Genomic DNA, 18,038 nt, shown 5'->3' on the forward strand with positions numbered 1-18,038 from the left:
ACAGGTTTTGGATAAATCTGAACGCTGGTCACAGAAGGTGACCGAATCCAGCGATGCCCTGGACCTTGAGCGCGGCGTGTTCGCCCTTGACGATCCCCGGGAAATCGCCTGCTCCCTGAAAAAATCTGCCGAAAAGAGCAGCCGACGCAAATCGGATCCTTACCGGTCTGCCATGTCGATGCTGACGTTTTACATCAATCGGGCGGGTAAACAACTCGCCCCGGAGCAAAGAGACCGCCTTGAGGCCGCAAAGGATGAGTTGCGCGTCCTGTTCGGCAGGCCTCGCAGAAATCAGTGACAACGAATAGGGGCCTCATCCCTGGGAAACCGGGAGGACCGGTGTCAGGAGAGACAATGACAGATGGAACTGCACGCCCTCCCCGGGGACTGGCCCGCATTAAAAGACTGGCGATAAGACTGATCTACTCCCGGCACGCTTTCTGGGGTTTGGGTATCGCGTCTTTTCTTGAATCCATTCTCATACCCATCCCGCTGGAGGCCGTCCTCATTCCCTTGATGCAGGCCCGCCGCAGTCAGATATTTCTCCTCAGCACTATTGCCCTGTTGGGCTGTCTGGCAGGCGCAACGGCTGGCTATGTTGTCGGCTATTTCATATTTGATGCAGTCGGTCAGCAGCTCGTGGAGATGGTTTCGACACCCGAGCAATTCGACAATGTGCGTCTGCGGATGGAGGAGGACGGGTTCTGGTTCATCATCAGTGTAGGGGTTATTCCGATTCCGTTTCAGATTGCCATGCTGGCAGCCGGTGCCACCGGTTATTCCTTCTTCCTGTTCATTCTCGCGTCTGCCCTGTCCCGGGCACTAAGATATTACGGCCTGGGACTGCTGGTCCTCATCGCAGGCAATCACGCACAAGCTATTTTCGCACGACATAAAATGTCTGCCGCCATCGTAGTTACAGTAGTGGTACTGGTGATCTGGGGTGGGTCTTTATTGGGCGGGTGACAAATAAAATATCTATCCCGGTTTTTCGTTCAGGCTGTTCGACCATGAGACTGGAAACCTGAAAGCGGTTAAACCCGACATGCTGGGCATCGGCACCGATACCGGCGACAATCAGCGCACGGATGTCCCTTGCAAGGAACAGGAGCCCCGCCCGCCATGCCACCGCAAACGCCCCTCGCCCAGCCTCTCCGCGCTCGCGAAGACAAGCGCGCACTCTGGTCCTGGGCCTTTTACGACTGGGCCAACAGCGCCTTTTTCACCATCATCCTCACGTTTGTGTTTGCCCAATACTTCAGCGTATCGGTGATGCAGAATGAGGTGAAAGGCACCGAGGCCTGGGGCTATATCGTGGGCATTTCCGGGATATTTATCGCCCTCCTTGCGCCCATACTGGGAGCCATTGCCGACCAGTCGGGCCGACGCAAACCCTGGTTTATCACCTTCACCCTGCTGTGCGTGGTTTCCTGCGCCATGCTGTGGACTGTGACCCCGGATCAGGACCAGTTCTGGAACGCCGCGCTCTGGGTCGGCCTGGGCACGCTCGGTGCCGAATTCGCCTTTATCTTCTACAATTCCATGCTGCCGGACCTCGCCAGCCAGGAGCGCACTGGCCGCTGGTCCGGCTGGGCCTGGGGGTTGGGCTATGCCGGGGGCGTTATGAGCCTGGTGGTGGCGCTCTATGGCTTTATCGAAACCGACGCCAGTCTGTTCAATTTAAACCGCGACGAAGCCGAGCACGTGCGCGCCACCTTTGTTCTCGTTGCTGTCTGGTACCTGGTGTTCGCCCTCCCCGCCTTCATCTTCATCCCTGACCGCCCACCCACCGGACTGGGCCTGGCAGCCGCTACCCGCGCCGGGTTCGTGCAATTGAAAGAGTCCATCGCTCACGTTCGTCAGTACCAAGACATCGTGCGTTTTCTTATTGCCCGCATGCTGTACACCGATGGCCTGGCCACGATTTTTACGTTCGGCGGTGTATACGCTGCCGGCACCTTCAATATGAGTGCTACGGAAGTACTTCAGTTCGCCATCGCCCTGAATGTAACGGCCGGGCTGGGAGCCCTGGGTTTTGCCTGGATTGACGACGCCCTGGGCGGCCGCAACACCATCCTGCTGTCACTGGCGGGGCTTGGCACCAGTGCACTGGCCATCCTGGTGGTAGAAGGCGCCACCGCGTTCTGGGTGTGGGGCATGATCCTGGGCATCTTCGTAGGGCCGCTGCAATCCGCCAGCCGTTCCCACCTGGCCCGCATTGCGCCACCCCATCTGCAAACCCAGATGTTCGGCCTGTTCGCGTTCTCCGGCAAGGCTACCGCCTTCGCCGGTCCCCTGCTGGTGGGCTGGGTAACGGCTGTGACCGATAGCCAGCGCGGGGGTATGGGCACTATTCTGGTATTCCTGCTGGTCGGCTTCCTGCTGATGCTGAAGGTGCCTGCAACGGAACAACGGGAGCCTGACCTCGACGTCTAGGCGGCCACCACATCAACCGCCACATTGACGCTTATAGTCAGTCTTGGCTTTAGCGCGCATGCGGTCGCCGTCCTCATCACTGACAAATACACGCTCCCCTTTATCATTCAAACGGTAGAACGCAGAGATTCTCTCCATATTTGTCAGCCGGCCCCCGCATCCTTGTGCACTTTTCCGTTTGCCTGGCCGCTTTCTCTTCCATTCCGGTGCAGCAGCGGCGACCCATGACAGTAGTAATATGTAGTCTATAAATGCAGGTTTTTCAGATCTAGAATTTCTAGAGGGCCTCCCTTTGCTATTGAATCCGGGACCCGTTGGAGGGTGATATTCAGCAGGCTTACGCTATTATAAAAAGACGCAGCCGCGAAACAGGTTGGTTTCGGAGCCGCCGAATGCGGATTACAGGGGCTTTGAACACGAGTGGTGGTGCGTTGATTACTTGAATCCAGGAAAGGAGGAAAGTTATGAATATGCCCACGTTCGATGAGCTCAGGGAACTGGCTCAGCGTGATCCGGAAGGCTTTGAGATATTACGCGCGGAATTGATTGAAGACTGTATTCGCCAAAGTTCGGGGCGCAATCGACGCCGGTTGCGGGGCCTTCAGTTTGTGATCGAGGCCCGGCGCCGGATAGCCAGCACTCCCATGAGGGCACTACTGGATATTCAGGCCATGATGTTCGACTCGTTACTCGGTCTGCAAAGGACCCTGCTTAGTCAGCAGCGCCCCACTGAACCACCGGCGCCGACAAGGGTACGAGTTCTGCACTTTCGACGGTCCCGGTCATCCGTCGATTAGTGGTTCCACGGCGGGCCTCACCGGTGTCCCGGTATCTGCAAATGAACTGATCTTCACTTAAAGATGTATTTTATATGTTAGTATAAAAAATACTTCCTCCGCCCCACGAACGCCTCCGAGAGTTGGCCTCGGATACACGGGCGGACCAAAGGGGCGATGCAGTTTGGTCGGCAGAAATCATCCAGTTTCAGAGCAGGTGTCATATGTTATCGAAGGAAACCATTGCCACGGTCAAAGCGACCGCACCCGTGCTGCAGCAGCATGGTGAAAAAATCACGACTCGGTTCTATCAAATCCTGTTTCAGAACTATCCTGAGGTAAAAGCCTACTTCAACCAGGCTCACCAGGCCCAGGGTACCCAGCCCCGAGCGCTGGCGAACAGCGTTCTGGCTTATGCTTCAAACATTGACCGGCTGGAAGCCCTGGCCGATACGCTGCCGACGATCATACAGAAACACGTGGCCCTGGATATCCGGCCTGAGCATTACCCGCTCGTAGGCGAGTGCCTGATAGAGGCATTCCAGGAAGTGTTGGGGGATGCCGCTACTGAGGATGTGATCTCTGCCTGGGGCGAAGCTTATCAACATCTCGCAAGCATGCTGATTAAAGCCGAGGAAGGTATCTATAAGGCCCGCGAAGCCCAGCCTGGCGGCTGGCGGGAGCCGCGCAAATTCCGGGTGGTACGTAAAGAGTCCGAAAGCGAGGTGGTCAGTTCTTTTTACTTCAAGCCTGTCGATGGCGGCTCGATCATGGACTTTCAGCCGGGACAGTATATCACCGTGCTGATGGAGGTCGACGGCCAGCCACTGCGACGTACCTACTCGCTTTCCAGCGAGCCCGGCTCGGGATTTTATCGCATTAGCGTCAAACGCGAGCCCGGTGGCGTGGCCTCGAGCTACCTCCACGACCATGTGGATGTCGACACTGAACTGGAGCTGCTGCCACCGTCTGGCGGCTTCACATTGCAGGATCATTCGCGGCCATTGGTGCTTCTGACAGCAGGTGTGGGCATAACACCCGCCATCAGCATGCTTGACGCAACGGCCATCAGCGATCGCGAAATTCACTTCATTCATTGTGCGTTAAACAGTCGTGTTCACGCTTTTCGGGGTCATGTCGACAAAATGGCAGAACAGCATGAGAATGTCCGCCCACACTATATATACAGTGAACCGCTGCCGGGTGATGTCGCCCATGGGGAAGGCCTGATCACCGCCGATACCCTCGCTCAGCTGCTGCCTGCAGATCTCGACGTGGATCTCTACTTTCTTGGCCCGAAACCTTTCATGCAGTCTGTATGGCGCATCACTAAAACACTTCGTATTCCTGCGAACCAGGTCCACTATGAGTTTTTTGGACCAGCAGAGGTGTTAGAGGCAGGCTGAAAGTGGTAAGGAACCCGGTTAAATGCGTCTGGCTCTGCTGGCCAGCGTTATCATCCAGATGCCGGTGAAAATAAAATCGATACCCAGTAGCAGACCCAGAATCCAGGGATAGGCTTCAGCAAGCTGGAACAGGATCAGCAGTCCCAGGGCCAAAGACAACAGGCCGCCGGCAAGTAGCAAACCCCAGCCAATGGCGGGCTTCACCAGAAACGCAAAGGCTGTCTTAAGGATGCCGGTAACGAGGAAGAATGCAGCGACCAGGGTGGTCAGGGTTATAATGCCCGCAAGGGGGTAGAACAGCATAAGCAAACCGACAATCAGTGCGAGTGCCGAAAGCCCGAGGCTGAGGAAGAAGCCTCCCCAGCGCGGAATGGAAAAGGACTGCACCGCCTGTGCGACGCCCGCGACGACAAACAGGATGCCGATGGCGATTTCCAGGGACAGGGTGGCAATTAAGGGAAAGGCGATTGCGGCGATGCCGAGCACCAAAAAGACAATCCCCAGCCCTGTGAACCAGTGGGTATGATGCTTGATATCATCGATCAGATTGCTCTCGACGTGCACCTCATAACGCCTGATTTCCATGAGAAACTCCTTTGCCGATTCTGGTTCCGCCACCAATGCGCTACAACGATTGGCGTATAAAAATTGTAGACACCCGATTCCCCGAATTCCAATATGATCCAAACCAGCGCCAGGCTTGCGTTTACCTTCATTTGAAACGATAGGCTGAGCGGATCCACGATTAAAGGGAGCGTTACCTTGAGAACGACGGCATTCGCATTGGCATTGTTTTCTCTACTTGCCCTTTTGACAGCCTGCGGAGGGCACGCACGGTTATCGGCGCAAGCCGGTACCGGCACTGATCCGCAATTGCCGCAGCCCAACCCCAGCCTGATTCCCACCGTCGAAATCGCGCCGGCGGTGGGGTGGACAGACGACGCCACTCCGAGCCCGGCCGCGGACATGGAGGTGACGGCCTTTGCCGAGGGCCTCGACCACCCGCGCTGGCTGTACGTCCTGCCCAATGGCGACGTACTGGTCGCCGAGACCAATGCGCCACCGGGAAAAAGCGGAATCGGCGGCATCAAGGGCTGGATAATGAAACGAGTCATGAAACGCGCCGGGGCCGCAGTGCCAAGCGCCAACCGCATCACCCTGTTGCGCGATACCGATGGCGACGGCAAGGCCGAATTCCGCAGCGTGTTTCTCCAGGGCCTGCATTCGCCGTTCGGCATGGCGCTGGTCGGAGACACGTTGTATGTAGCCAACGCCAATGCCTTAGTGAAAGTGCCCTATCAGAGCGGTGAGACGACCATAACCGCCGCACCTGCCAAGGTTGCTGACCTGCCCGGCAAGGGCGACGAATTGAACCACCACTGGACCAAGAGTCTGCTCGCCAGTGCCGATGGTGCCTACCTGTATGTGGGCGTCGGATCCAACAGCAACATCGCGGAGAATGGCATGCAGGCCGAGCACATGCGTGCCGCAATACTTGAGGTCAATGTTGCCACTGGCGCCACGCGGGTATTCGCTTCAGGCCTGCGCAACCCGGTGGGTCTGGACTGGGAGCCGCACACGGGTGCGCTGTGGGCGGTTGTCAACGAGCGGGACGAACTCGGCAGCGATCTGGTGCCCGATTACCTGACCTCGGTGCGCCGGGATGCTTTCTATGGCTGGCCCTACAGCTACTTCGGCCAGCATGTTGATGAGCGGGTGAGCCCCCAGCAACCAGAGCTGGTGGCGAGCGCAATTCCGCCCGATTTCGCCCTCGGCGCGCATGTGGCGCCGCTGGGTCTGGCTTTCAACAACAACGGTGTGCTCGGCTTGGGCGAGGGTGCGTTTGTCGGCCTGCATGGTTCCTGGAACCGCCGGCCATTGAATGGCTATGAAGTCGTTTTCGTACCATTCACCGGCGGCCGACCGGTCGGCTCGATGGAGGTTGTGCTGTCCGGCTTCGTCGACGCGGACGGCAACGCCCGCGGGCGGCCTGTGGGGGTGGCACTGGATGGGCGCGGAGGTCTGCTGGTGGCCGATGACGTTGGCAACTCAGTGTGGCGCGTAATGGCAGCGCGCGACCTGCCTGATCGTGTGGTGCGGGCCGAGTGACAGTAGCCGTCGTTACGCCCGAGGGTTACGACGCGAATCCGGGACAGACCTATTTTTTATCGAAGGTGGATTATTCGAGAACTAACACACAAGACCCTACCCAGGGACCTTTGCGCTGAGACACCGCACCGAGGTTCTTAATTTCTCCGCGCATTGCCCATAGCATAAGTACTTTGCGGCTTATATTTGATCACTACCACCTGATAGGTCCGCTTTGAAAACATGTCCCTATTACGTCGTCATATTTCTGTTTGTATTTTTTACACTTTTGAACTGGCGATCGAATTAAATAGTAAGCTTTGATTTTACATCATGTTAGGTAAAAATATAATGTCGGTTTGATGGCATTTTTAATACTTTAGTATAGATAATGCCATTTGATCAGGCCCAGATCTTACTCTGCCGTCATTGAACATGTCGATCAATTTTACTTTTCGAAAAGGGTGTATTGAGCTTGTCTGTGAATAATGAGTTTACGTTCCCACATTAAGTTGAAATAACATCTGATATTTTTCGATGCAACCCCACCTGCTCGTCCCAAATTTAGCGTCAAAATAACTTACAGTTTCTGGCCGCGGCCAAGCGCCATTGTATGGCTAACGGCAAGCTCTCACGTAATTTTTATCCCTTCTCGAGGCCAATTTTTGGAGTTTCAAGATAAGCAGTGCAGGAAAACGTATACCTTAAATCACAGTTTATTTTTATGACCTATGAACATTTTTTAAAACAATGGCTTAAATAACTTATCTGCTTTTTAAAAAAAATTCTAAAATTTATAAGGCTTGTGGAACATTTTCTGCTTGATAATTTTCGGCTTCATTGTGCCCTTCAACGTATTGGCTCAGTGATGACTCGACAGCTCAACGGATATTTAGAAGCAAACAATGTGGATTAACGCGGCGAAGGCTTTGCCTCTTGTTGTGATGCTCGCCCTTGCAGAGTGTTTTGACAGTGGCAGCAACAGCAACTCTGGCGCGAGTAATGATAGCGATCCTCCTGCTAGGTGGGACAAAGCATCCTGGCAATAAATTGGAAATAAATAAAAATCTGGAGGTTTTCAATGAAAAACATACTTTTAGCATACTGTTCGCTAATGGCATTCGCCAGTGCACCGGCGCTCGCAGAAGTACCCTCTGTTTTCGATGCAGGCACGGCGGCTCGTGCAGCTGACATTAACGAGAATATCAGGTCTCTCAGTGAAGCCATCGCGAACGCCGCACCCTCAATGGCTGCTACGTCTAGTTGCCGCGGTCTCCCTGATCATTCTACGCTTAAAACGGCGCTGGAAGCTGCGGTGCTGGCGGAAACCAGTGGTCTGGACTTTGAAATGTGGGCCACCATTGTAAATCGTGACGGGGTGGTGTGTGCAGTCGCATTTTCCGGCGATGACAGAGGCGCTCAGTGGCCTGGCAGCCGTGTCATATCAGCACAGAAGGCCAATACCGCGAATGCCTTCAGTCTCGATGGACTGGCGCTGTCTACCGCCAATCTTTTCTCTGCCGTTCAGCCGAACCAGAGTCTGTTCGGCCTGCAGGAGAGCAATCCCGTGGATGTCCGGGTTGCTTATAAGGGGCCCTCTTCCAACTACGGTCAGGCGAACGACCCGATGGTCGGGCAGAAAATCGGCGGCGTGAACGTCTTCGGCGGCGGTCTCGCCCTTTATGAGGCCGGATCGGTTGTTGGTAGCGTCGGAGTCAGCGGAGACACCTCCTGCGCTGACCATATGATCGGCTGGAGGGTTCGATACAATCTTGCATTGGATGCACTGGGAGGGCCGAAAGGCGTTAACGACGGGGATCCACAGCGGCCGGATAATATCATCTACGACATCAATGATGATGGCGTTAGCGCGAACGGATTCGGACACCCCACGTGTTTGAACACCGGGGACCAAAGCGTGTTGCCCCCAGTGAACTGACCGCAATCCTTGAGCCCCATGGGCTGATCTCAAATCCGGTCTGCCGTGGGGCAACTTTAAGACCCGACTCCCGGGAGCGGGTCTTTGGAAATTTCAACTACAGCCGACTAATCGGTGTTTTGGTTCTTGTGCAGGTATGCCAGGGCGTACAACTCGAGTTCGGTCTGCGTGTAGTAAAAGCCTTTATAGATAATGAGCGGCTCCTGACGCGCCAGGTTGATCATCTTTTCATGGTTTATTCCGTGGTGTGTTGAGATGACGCCTTTGTGCGCCATCTCTGAGCGGAGCGCGTCCACGGACCTGCCCGCCGAGTAATCGCGGAAAAACGGGTCTGCGAGCTGCGCAAGCTGGTCACTGAGTGGCGTTCCGGGCGCGGCTATGTCGCCGCGCTCATGGAGACGCCCGTTGAGCACAAGCCGCGCGCAACTGCTGATGCTGAGCCATGCCGCCGCAGCGCCGAGGCCGGCAAGTACGGTGCGCCTATCCATGAGTATTACCTCTTGAAGTGCTGGCAAGATGCGCGCCCAGGCGCAACGCCATTGCCACAATGGTGTAGGTTGGGTTGGAGGCGCCGCCGGCTGGAAAAACCGACGACCCGGCCACGTAGAGGTTATCGGTCGTGTGCACGCGGCAGTTGCTGTCGACCACGGAATCGTCCACCGACAGCCCCATTCGTGTCGTGCCCATCAGGTGCCCGCCATCATGCAACTTGAATTCGGGTGGCAGGATAGAAGGGCGTCCCAATCCCGAGCGCAGCAGTGCCTTGCCGAACAGGTGCCAGCTCTCACGAGCCAGATCATGGTAGCGGTAGTTGAAGTCAATCCGTGGCATGGGGATTCCAAGGTAATTGCGCTGGTCGCTCTCGCGTACGGAATTCCTGAAATCCGGGGCAATCTCGGCCCGAATGGTAACCGGGGTATGAAGCATCTCGCGTCGCTTGCCCATTAGCACGGTCGGGGTCATCTGCTGCAGATTGAAATCGGCGCTGAAAGACAGCACGCCATGCTCGACACAATAGCTGTCTGATAACTGGAGCGCATTTATCACGTGCGGGTCTTCTTCGGCGCCTACCGGTAGCCGGTCCCGGTCCAGATACATATCCGCCACCGCGTAGAGATGTGGATGCTCCATCAGGCCCAGTCCGACGGGCATTTGCTCAACAATATCAGAGAGCTGCAGCAACCTCGGGTTACCCACTCCACCACAGGCAAGTACAAAATTGTCAGCCGACACGACCGCGGGCGAGAGCTCGGGCACCAGTGAATCTCGCAGTTCCAGAGCGGTGACAGTGCGCCCCCGGGTTATCAGGCGAAATCCGGTGGTGCCAAGTATCAGGTCAACGCGGGGATGGTGCTGGAAGAAGGAATGGTACTTTTTATTGAACCGGACCGGCGGGCTCACATAGAAGGGCTTGTAAACCAGCTCCGATGTTCCTTCAATGGCCACCTTTGGTTGGCGAAAGGCCTTGTCTGGTAGCTCGAGAATGCGGGCGGCCGCTGGATACCATTGGTTCAGTTCCTCGTAGGGGATAGGCCATTCTTGAGCTGTGAATGCCCTCTCCTCCAGCACGGCACAAAACCCACCCCAGATTGTCGAGGTACCGCCAAAGCAACGTTGCGTGTGCATGGGAAAGTAATCGTCGGGGAAATCGCCATGTAACTGAACGTTGGCCAGGGTCTGGATGGTTGGGTATCGCTGCAGAAACCCGCTCTCGATGACGGCGATTTTTAGGGAAGACTGTTTAGACAACTCAAGCGCCGTCGTGATGCCGGCGGGACCGCTACCGAGGATAATAACGTCGTAATGAACGTGCTTGGGTTGATTGAGAATCATAGACTCAGCCTTTCCGGTTGGCTCGCCTGGGACCGCACGATAACGTCGCGCACTTCGTTCAGTATTGACGACATGGCGCGAAAAGCACGTAATTTTTTCGTAACGCTCGGCGACCTCCGCCAGCTGGAGTGGCACTGTCGGTTTTGATAAGCGATTGTCAGAGCGGTCAGGCTACGTGGGGGTCACCCGGAATCCGGGCTAGCGCGGTCGGGCAAAAACCTGGGTCCAGAAAGGGGAATATTTCGAGCCCGGCGCCTCGATTCTCGCCGCGCCCATTTCGGTGAAGTCGGCACGCATTATATTGGCGCAGTGTCCCGGGCTTGAGAGCCACCCATCAACGACTTGATCGACAGAGTTCTGACCCGCTGCAATATTTTCGCCCACCGCCGACCAGTTGTAACCTCTGTCATCCACCCGCTCGCCGATCTGAACACCTTCAGGGCCGGTATGACTGAAGAATTCCAGCTCTGCCATAGCCTCCGAGTGGCCCCGGGCGGCATCCTCAAGCTTGCAGTTCCAGGACAGCGGGCCTGCTGCGTCAAAGTCCTGGTCGCCGCATTGCCGGGGCTGGCTGCGAGCTTCATTGACGCGATCCAGCAAAGCCCGATCGGTTGCGTCCATCTCGCAGTCGCCGGCCACAAGAAAACCGGAAAACCCGAGAAAACCCAGCAGGGCAAGGGCGTAAGATGAACGGGAAAATGAGAACGTCATAACACACCTACCTGGTACGTTACAGAAGCGGCATAAAAAACCAGGCGGCGGCGCATGATGTCAGCCGGGCTTACTGACCAATGCTTTGCCTGGGTTCACCCACCGTCTGATAATCATTAGAAGATACCACCCATTTGCCAGCCGGAGTCAAGGCACAATAAAAGCCCTGACCCCGGTATTCCATAGAGAAAATTCAGCCCCTCAGGCTGGGTTTTGTAGCCTGGAGCGGCCACTCGCCCCTACACTGATTTCATTTGTTGATGAAGGGAGAGCGCAGTATTATAAACTATCGCGCCGAAGATGCTCCGGTGGGTATCAGGACACCCCGGAAGGCCAGTCAAAGCTGAATAGCTTTGGGGAACCTGCCAACCAATTCCGGTTCGCGCGAAGGTCAGTAAATAGCCAAAAAAGCTACTAGTTTCCAGGAGGGAGATGACCATGAACCTGAGACCTGATCCAACGTTCCACCCGACCGCAAAATTGGCCATGGAAGCCCCGGCAGAAACCCTTGCCTTCACACTGTTGTTGAGTCCGGATGGCTCTGAGCCGGATGGTTTGGCGGTAATCGACGTCGACCCCACTTCAAAAACCTACACTCACATTGTCCATAGCCTTTTCATGCCCAACAAAGGCGACGAGTTTCACCACTTTGGCTGGAACGCTTGCTCTTCGGCGCTGTCACCGCTCACCGGTCATGCGTTCCTTGAACGGCGCTACCTGATCATTCCCAGCATCCGCTCCAGTCGTATTTACGTGATCGACGTGAAAGAGCCGCTGAAGCCCACAATTCACAAAATCATCGAGCCCGAAGAGCTGTTTGCCAAAACGGGCTATTCCCGCCCCCACACCGTTCATTGCGGCCCTGAGGGGATCTATATATCGACGTTAGGCGGCGGTGGCGTGGACGGGACGGATGGCCCTCCGGGCATTTTCATCATGGATTGTGAGACCTTCGATATCCTTGGCCGTTATGAAATGGACCGTGGCATTCAGGACAAGCACTACGATTTCTGGTGGAACCTGCCCCGTGACTACATGGTCAGTTCCGAGTGGGGGTTACCGCCGCAGTTCGAGAAGGGCCTGGTAGCAGAGGACCTGCTTAGCAACAAATACGGACACAATCTCCATTTCTGGGACCTGCGCGCGCGCAAAAATATCCAGACCATCGACCTGGGTGCCAACCACCAGATGCCACTGGAAGTCCGGCCGGCACACGACCCCGCCAAGCAACATGGCTTTTGCGGCGTCGTGGTCGATACGACCAACCTGCAAGGCGCAGTGTTTACCTGGTGGCGAAATGACGATGGAACATTCGAGGCCAAGAAAACCATTACCATCGATCCCGTTCCTGCTGATCCCGCTGATCTTCCAGAGATGCTGAAGGGCTTTTCGGCAGTACCTCCTCTGGTCACGGATATTGACTTGAGCCTGGACGACAGGTTCCTTTATGTAGCCTGCTGGGGCCTGGGGGAAATGCATCAATACGATGTATCCGACCCGATGAATCCGACACTTGCTGGCAAAGTCGAAATCGGAGGCATTGTAGCCAAACATAAGCACCCCAACGGCCGAGACTTTGGCTATGGTCCGCAGATGGTCGAAATCAGTCGCGACGGCAAACGCGTCTATTGGACCAATTCGCTGTATTCCACCTGGGACGATCAATTCTATCCTGGTGATCGGGGGGCGGCGATGGTTTGCGCTGATGTCGGAGAAAATGGCGGGCTGACCCTGAACAAAAATTTCTGGGTGGACTTCCCCAAAGGCTATCGAAGTCATCAGATCCGGCTGGAAGGGGGCGATTGCTCAACGGATAGCTTCTGCTATCCGAACGTTTGAGGTTTGAGTGAGCCAACAACGATGACGGCACTTTGGTGGGCCGTCATCGTTTCAGGACTCTATCATGGGGTGAACCCGGGCATGGGATGGCCCCTGGCGGTATCCGCAGCGTTGATGGAACGCCGATCCTCGGCAATGCCTGGGGCACTGGTTGCGTTGGCCGGTGGCCATTTTCTCGCCATGCTGGCCATCCTTTTGCCATTCTCGCTGATGACGACCCTTGTCATGTGGGAACGGGAATTGCGCATTGGCGCTGGGCTGTTGGTATTGTCCATGGGCCTGATCCTACTGATCTACCGCCGCCACCCCCGCTTTCTCGCACGGGTGCCGCCTGGCAGACTGGCACTCTGGTCTTTCCTGGCAGCCATGGCGCATGGGGCGGGACTGATGCTGGTGCCAATCTATCTGGGAATGGGCAGTGATCCAACAACGCATAACGCTGGCCACGGGGCGGCGGGCGCGTTAATGGCCAATAATCTTGGCTTTGCGTTGCTGGTTGCAATCGTACATACCGCTGCGATGAGCCTTGCGGGCAGTGTGCTCGCTGTCGTGACCTATGTCTGGCTCGGGCTGAGGTTTCTGTCGCGCAGCTGGTTCAACCTGGACGTGCTCTGGGCATTGAGCCTTATACTTGTCGGATGCATTGGTGCTGGCACGGCATTGATTCAAACCGGATAAGCACACAGGACACACATGGCCGCCAGCAATTGGTATTCGATTCGCCCCTGCACTACAGGTTTAGCTGCCGTTCTACCCTTTAACTATAGCTACCCTCCAAATCAGCATCTGAATGTGAATCGCGGGACAGGCGCAGTGACCGCAGAGGCGCTTCGCCGTGTCGGGCCGAGCGGAAACGTGACCGGACTCGATCTCAGCCCGGACATGCTCGCGGTCGCGCGTCGAAAAATGCCGGATCTCGACTTCCTGGAGGGCCGGGCGGAGTCGCTGCCGTTCAGGGACGAGACTTTCAGCCTACAAGCGCGACGATGGGGCCGTCGAGTTCGAGTTACCCGCTATCATCGCCACCGAATGGAATTACCTCCAGCCTCCAGTTATCGGCACCGACAGCCACGACGCCCCGGTCTGCAAGGTATTTCGCACCATCGACTATGAGCTGAGTGACAACCTGATGATTGAGGGCGGAATCAACCCCGCTCCTCCTGTTCTTCCCGCAACTTGGCCCGCACGTTCATCAGCAACTTCCCATAACGATTTTCACCCCGACGATCACGGCCGCAGCCCCAGAAGTAATCAAAATTGCGCCTTGGCTGGTGTATCTGCTGCCCTTACTGAGTCAGAGCCAATGGTCACGCCGCCGCCAGAAATAGCACCTGCAGCAAGATGAAGACCGCGCTTCCGGCCGGGAGGGTGCAACGCCATCCGGGGCATGGGGATATCACTACACGGGTGGTTGCACAAACCGCCAACTTCCTGCCCACCGTTGAAGTTGGTGATGGTGGCGGGGGCGGCGAGCTTCCCGTATGTAGCAAGCCCGAACTCGAGAACAACCTGATCCAGAATGGCGACTTCACCGAGTTGAACGGCTGGAACAGCTTCAATCAGGCCGCGTCCCTCACGAAATTTGAAACCGAGCGTAGCTGCGGCCGCGATTACCTATTGCTGGTTCAGGACCGTACGCAGTTTTATAGCGGCCCCATTCAGAACATCACGCCCGTGGTCGAGCCCGGCGCTGAATTCAGGGTGAGTGCGAAGCTTATGATCGCCAACGGCGCCAGCCGGGACAACGTCCGGGTCGCCTTCCAGATCCGTGATGAGTCCGGCACACATTATCAATACCTGCCGGAACTGTCGGTCACCCAGAACGAGCTAAGCCCCTATTCCAAAACATTTCAATTCGACATCAAGGGCACGCTGAGCGAGGCCTCGGTCCTCGTTTACGGACCACAGGCAGGCGTCAGCTTTCTGGTAGATGAACTCAAACTGGAAAAAATTGCTGAACCGCAGGTCGAACCGAAGCTAGTCGTGGACCAGGGCATTGAGAACGGCGCGAGTGGCTGGGGCGGTTACTTCTCCACCAGCCTCTCCTATTCCCGTACCGCCAAAGAAGGCAATTATGGACTGCTCTCGAGCAACCGCAGCAGTTGGCATTCTGGCCCCGGATTCAACGTTCATGGGGCGCTCACCAATGGCGGCCAATATAGCGCCAGCGTGGACGTCTACCTGGGCAGCAGTAGCCTGTCCGGTGACAACGCCGGTCTCTGGCTGTACTTAGTGGACAACGATGGCGGCCACTGGCAACAGCTGACCAGCCGCCGGGTTGCCACCCATAACTGGCATTCGCTGGAAACGACGTTTACCGTCGAGGCCAGTGGTCCTGTCACCCAGATGCGCATGCATGTGTTTGGGCCTCAACCAGCGACCAACCTCTACACCGATAACCTGCGGGTTTTCCAATAACAGCCAGTAACCGCCGCTCAGCCGGTTTAAGGGAGGCCCTCGGGCCTCCCTTTTTTATGGTTCTTCGCAAACAAAACCAGGACTGGTTAATTTTCCAGAAACCGGGTGGATAACCCGCAGCGCCAATGGCGGCTATACTGCCTATTACACAACATCGAGAAACTGGCGAAGTATCGGGGCAACGTTTGATTTCCGAGGCCGGCAGAGACGCAGGCAGAATCTGCAGAAATGCAATTTCCTATCCGCTATCGGCTATAAGCAAGGGGCATTCATGAAACCGTTTCGACTGAACAAACATGGCAAACTGGTGTTTCCCTCGAGCATCTTTACCGAGCTCGACTTTTCGATCATCACCGATCTCGACCAGTTGAAGGCGATCATTCGACGCGACTTCGAAGTGAAAGCTCCGACCGGCACCGAAATCGCCGAGCGGGCGACTGCGGGAAGCTATGCCACGCGCTATGACCTGTTGCGCGACATTGGCTTGCACCTTTTCTGGGCGAACCGTTACGCGTTGGTGATGTACGACAAGCAGCCGATGCGCTGGCGCGATGTCCCGCGGAACCGCGACGATGTCTTCGTGCCTCTGCTGCAGCCCTGGGAGGGGCGGGCAGCCAAGACCGCAAGTGTCCGCGACGCCTACGCGCAGCTGCCGGCGAAGTGGAACGCAGCGGCTGAAGACGAGCTGTTCGACCTACTCTTCGACTGCTTCTCAAACAAGCTCTATCACGCAACGTCACTCCCGCCGATCAAGACCACGATTGCCGAGGCGCTCGCCACTAACGATGCCAAAACGACCACTCTCGGCAGCTATAATCCCGACCACCTGCGCTACAGCATCGACGACATCCTTGATGTCTCGGACGAGCAAGCCGAACTCGAGGCGCTCCGGCGCTGGTCTATGGTGCTGCATAACCAGCAGCCCTGGGACCGGAGCCAGGCCAGGCTGAAGCCGTTGGCCGAGATGCAGGATGACGACATCGTCGTGCTGTATTATCCGAAAAACCGCCACGTGCTCGAATTCATCAACCGCGAAAAGAAGGGTACCACCGTCGCGAAGCAGGCGCCGACGCCAGATCCTGCCGTCGAGCCCGTGAGACCCTATCCGCCAGTGGTGATCGGTGATGATGCGCCGATCCAACCGAAGATCGAGGCGCTGGCCGTCCGCAAGGGTGAAGTCATCTGCTCAAACGAGGATGTGGTGCGGAACTCCCCGTCCTCCTGGTCGCCGATGAGCGCAAAGGAAATCGCCGACAAAACCGGCATCGAACGGCGGCGTTATACCGCCGAGCCACTGGAGAATATCGCCCTTGAGGCGGCGCGGGCAGCGCTGAAACATGCCGGTCGCGGGGCCGAGGAGATTGGTGCGGTGCTGTTCTGCTCCTGTACCTCAAGCCGACTGATCCCGTCGACCGCCACCTGGCTCTCCGGCCAGTTGGGCATCCTGCAGACCCATTGCTCGACCGACATCGTCGCTGCGTGTGCCGGGTTCCCGTACGGCGTCGCCGAGGCGATCCGCTTATTGCGGGAGATCGAACGTCCGGTTCTGCTGGTCATGGCCGAGAAGTTCTCGGACAAGATCGGCAATGCCCGACCGTCGCGGATGATCTTTGGCGACGGGGCCGCCGCCGTGGTGATCGCGCCCTCCGACGGTGAACGTGACATTCATGTGGTCCAGACCTATGCCAGCGGGCCGGCCAGTCAGGTGAACTCGATCATCTGGCCAAATCACGATTTCGACAACGACATCACCGTCTATGGCCCCGAGGTCAAGGCGTTGGTCAAGCGCTACCTGAACCAGATGATGGGCGAGCTGTCCGGGCTCGGACTCGAGATCGACATCATCGTGCCCCATCAGGCCAACAAAACCATGATCATCGAGATCACCGAGGCCCAGGGCATCGACGCCAAAGACATCTACTTCAACATTTCCGAGGTCGGCAACGCCTCTGCGGCAAGCATCCCGATAGCCCTCGCCGACGCCGTCTTCGACGGGGCGATCAGCAAACGGTCGCTGGTTTTCGCTCCGGGCTTCGGCGCCGGCGCCGTCGGTGGCTACGTTATCCTGTCGCTGGAGCCGGCGATGGTCGCGCCGGAGGTGACCACCACCCTCGCCATGAGCCCGTCGTCGTCGAAGGCGCATTCCTCAATCGAAGATATCAAGGAGGCGTTCAATACCTAAAGGCTTATTTCAGCGAATTGACAAGTCGTTGTTGTTGCGCTTTCCGGATTTACCCGAGTTGCCCGGAACAGATTTATTTCCTGAACAACGTAAAGGGAAACCCAGCGTAATAATCGGGCCTGGACGGGCAATAAACCTCTCCTTGCGTCTGAGGCACTGAATCTCTTCAGTGCCTCAGACGCAAACGTTAACCGAGGTGCTGGGGCGTTTCATACCGATCAAACCACACTCCAGCGCACGTTAGCCGGAAAGCCGGCCAGAATATAAATCGGTCCCGGTGCTCCCTCGGCATTCCGTCACCCGTCACGTTTGGCGGTGCCTGTAGTTTTAGAATATTTCTGAATAATCTGAAAACAGTTATGAAAACTACGTCTGTAACCTTCCCCGTCAGAGGATGTCTTAATTCGTGA

General features: G+C 56.5%; 16 protein-coding genes. 12 read left to right on the top strand and 4 right to left on the bottom strand.

Annotation, left to right across the window (positions count from 1 at the left end; all coding sequences use genetic code 11):
• Window positions 1-7 precede the first annotated feature (7 nt).
• The 5 genes from F6Y09_RS00610 (at window position 8) to hmpA (ending at window position 4,618) form a co-directional block, all read left to right on the top strand.
• On the top strand, window positions 8-298 hold the full coding sequence (locus F6Y09_RS00610; protein ID WP_218944078.1) for a DUF3175 domain-containing protein: 291 nt from the start codon (window positions 8-10) through the stop codon (window positions 296-298).
• 56 nt (window positions 299-354) lie between these two features.
• A complete protein-coding gene (locus tag F6Y09_RS00615) occupies window positions 355-966 on the top strand; it encodes a YqaA family protein (protein WP_152205004.1) in 612 nt (203 codons plus the stop codon).
• A gap of 156 nt (window positions 967-1,122) precedes the next feature.
• Window positions 1,123-2,436, top strand: coding sequence for an MFS transporter (locus F6Y09_RS00620; protein WP_152205005.1), 1,314 nt, complete (start codon window positions 1,123-1,125; stop codon window positions 2,434-2,436).
• Window positions 2,437-2,900: 464 nt separating this feature from the next.
• Window positions 2,901-3,233 (top strand): DUF3135 domain-containing protein, encoded by a 333-nt coding sequence (locus F6Y09_RS00625; protein WP_152205006.1) that lies wholly within the window; start codon window positions 2,901-2,903, stop codon window positions 3,231-3,233.
• Window positions 3,234-3,436: 203 nt separating this feature from the next.
• The gene (hmpA, locus tag F6Y09_RS00630; protein ID WP_152205007.1) at window positions 3,437-4,618 is read left to right on the top strand and encodes an NO-inducible flavohemoprotein; all 1,182 of its coding nucleotides are present in this window, start codon (window positions 3,437-3,439) and stop codon (window positions 4,616-4,618) included.
• Window positions 4,619-4,636: 18 nt separating this feature from the next.
• Here the strand turns inward: hmpA and F6Y09_RS00635 are convergent, their stop codons facing one another.
• Complete coding sequence (locus F6Y09_RS00635; protein WP_152205008.1) at window positions 4,637-5,203, bottom strand: HdeD family acid-resistance protein; 567 nt, start codon at window positions 5,201-5,203, stop codon at window positions 4,637-4,639.
• A gap of 177 nt (window positions 5,204-5,380) precedes the next feature.
• Here F6Y09_RS00635 and F6Y09_RS00640 point away from each other — a divergent pair, with 177 nt between their 5' ends.
• Together F6Y09_RS00640 and F6Y09_RS00645 are read left to right on the top strand one after the other, a co-directional pair.
• Window positions 5,381-6,727 carry a PQQ-dependent sugar dehydrogenase gene (locus tag F6Y09_RS00640; protein WP_152205009.1) on the top strand — a complete coding sequence of 449 codons (1,347 nt, stop codon included), beginning with the start codon at window positions 5,381-5,383 and terminating at the stop codon, window positions 6,725-6,727.
• 1,060 nt (window positions 6,728-7,787) lie between these two features.
• Window positions 7,788-8,645 (top strand): heme-binding protein, encoded by an 858-nt coding sequence (locus F6Y09_RS00645; protein WP_218944079.1) that lies wholly within the window; start codon window positions 7,788-7,790, stop codon window positions 8,643-8,645.
• 107 nt (window positions 8,646-8,752) lie between these two features.
• On the opposite strand, the gene F6Y09_RS00650 is transcribed toward F6Y09_RS00645, so the two are convergent.
• The 3 genes from F6Y09_RS00650 to F6Y09_RS00660 form a co-directional block, all read right to left on the bottom strand.
• Window positions 8,753-9,133: a hypothetical protein gene (locus tag F6Y09_RS00650; RefSeq protein WP_152205010.1), complete on the bottom strand. Its 381-nt coding sequence runs from the start codon at window positions 9,131-9,133 to the stop codon at window positions 8,753-8,755.
• The gene (locus F6Y09_RS00655) at window positions 9,126-10,478 is read right to left on the bottom strand and encodes a GMC oxidoreductase (RefSeq protein ID WP_152205011.1); all 1,353 of its coding nucleotides are present in this window, start codon (window positions 10,476-10,478) and stop codon (window positions 9,126-9,128) included. Before F6Y09_RS00655 ends, F6Y09_RS00650 begins: the two co-directional genes overlap by 8 nt.
• A gap of 198 nt (window positions 10,479-10,676) precedes the next feature.
• Window positions 10,677-11,189 (bottom strand): CAP domain-containing protein, encoded by a 513-nt coding sequence (locus F6Y09_RS00660; RefSeq protein ID WP_152205012.1) that lies wholly within the window; start codon window positions 11,187-11,189, stop codon window positions 10,677-10,679.
• A 438-nt stretch (window positions 11,190-11,627) separates the two neighbouring features.
• On the opposite strand from F6Y09_RS00660, the gene F6Y09_RS00665 reads away from it, so the two are divergent.
• From F6Y09_RS00665 to F6Y09_RS00690, 5 genes are all read left to right on the top strand, one after another.
• Window positions 11,628-13,028, top strand: a complete 1,401-nt coding sequence (locus tag F6Y09_RS00665) for a selenium-binding protein SBP56-related protein (RefSeq protein ID WP_152205013.1) — start codon at window positions 11,628-11,630, stop codon at window positions 13,026-13,028.
• Between the two features lie 21 nt (window positions 13,029-13,049).
• A complete protein-coding gene (locus F6Y09_RS00670) occupies window positions 13,050-13,706 on the top strand; it encodes a hypothetical protein (protein WP_152205014.1) in 657 nt (218 codons plus the stop codon).
• Window positions 13,707-13,721: 15 nt separating this feature from the next.
• Window positions 13,722-14,141 carry a methyltransferase domain-containing protein gene (locus F6Y09_RS20780; protein ID WP_152205015.1) on the top strand — a complete coding sequence of 140 codons (420 nt, stop codon included), beginning with the start codon at window positions 13,722-13,724 and terminating at the stop codon, window positions 14,139-14,141.
• A 228-nt stretch (window positions 14,142-14,369) separates the two neighbouring features.
• Window positions 14,370-15,446: a carbohydrate binding domain-containing protein gene (locus F6Y09_RS00685; RefSeq protein ID WP_152205016.1), complete on the top strand. Its 1,077-nt coding sequence runs from the start codon at window positions 14,370-14,372 to the stop codon at window positions 15,444-15,446.
• A gap of 271 nt (window positions 15,447-15,717) precedes the next feature.
• Window positions 15,718-17,628: a 3-oxoacyl-ACP synthase III family protein gene (locus F6Y09_RS00690; protein ID WP_152205017.1), complete on the top strand. Its 1,911-nt coding sequence runs from the start codon at window positions 15,718-15,720 to the stop codon at window positions 17,626-17,628.
• Window positions 17,629-18,038 lie beyond the last annotated feature (410 nt).

The organism is Marinobacter changyiensis, from assembly GCF_009193265.1.
GTDB lineage: Bacteria > Pseudomonadota > Gammaproteobacteria > Pseudomonadales > Oleiphilaceae > Marinobacter > Marinobacter changyiensis.

Bases quoted from the DNA above. Each gene is read 5' to 3' on its own strand.
- F6Y09_RS00615 (WP_152205004.1), top strand. From the start codon at position 355: ATGACAGATGGAACTGCACGCCCTCCCCGGGGACTGGCCCGCATTAAA.
- F6Y09_RS00620 (WP_152205005.1), top strand. From the start codon at position 1,123: ATGCCACCGCAAACGCCCCTCGCCCAGCCTCTCCGCGCTCGCGAAGAC.
- F6Y09_RS00625 (WP_152205006.1), top strand. From the start codon at position 2,901: ATGAATATGCCCACGTTCGATGAGCTCAGGGAACTGGCTCAGCGTGAT.
- hmpA (WP_152205007.1), top strand. From the start codon at position 3,437: ATGTTATCGAAGGAAACCATTGCCACGGTCAAAGCGACCGCACCCGTG.
- F6Y09_RS00635 (WP_152205008.1), bottom strand. From the start codon at position 5,203: ATGGAAATCAGGCGTTATGAGGTGCACGTCGAGAGCAATCTGATCGAT.
- F6Y09_RS00645 (WP_218944079.1), top strand. From the start codon at position 7,788: ATGAAAAACATACTTTTAGCATACTGTTCGCTAATGGCATTCGCCAGT.
- F6Y09_RS00650 (WP_152205010.1), bottom strand. From the start codon at position 9,133: ATGGATAGGCGCACCGTACTTGCCGGCCTCGGCGCTGCGGCGGCATGG.
- F6Y09_RS00655 (WP_152205011.1), bottom strand. From the start codon at position 10,478: ATGATTCTCAATCAACCCAAGCACGTTCATTACGACGTTATTATCCTC.
- F6Y09_RS00660 (WP_152205012.1), bottom strand. From the start codon at position 11,189: ATGACGTTCTCATTTTCCCGTTCATCTTACGCCCTTGCCCTGCTGGGT.
- F6Y09_RS00665 (WP_152205013.1), top strand. From the start codon at position 11,628: ATGAACCTGAGACCTGATCCAACGTTCCACCCGACCGCAAAATTGGCC.
- F6Y09_RS00670 (WP_152205014.1), top strand. From the start codon at position 13,050: ATGACGGCACTTTGGTGGGCCGTCATCGTTTCAGGACTCTATCATGGG.
- F6Y09_RS20780 (WP_152205015.1), top strand. From the start codon at position 13,722: ATGGCCGCCAGCAATTGGTATTCGATTCGCCCCTGCACTACAGGTTTA.
- F6Y09_RS00685 (WP_152205016.1), top strand. From the start codon at position 14,370: ATGAAGACCGCGCTTCCGGCCGGGAGGGTGCAACGCCATCCGGGGCAT.
- F6Y09_RS00690 (WP_152205017.1), top strand. From the start codon at position 15,718: ATGAAACCGTTTCGACTGAACAAACATGGCAAACTGGTGTTTCCCTCG.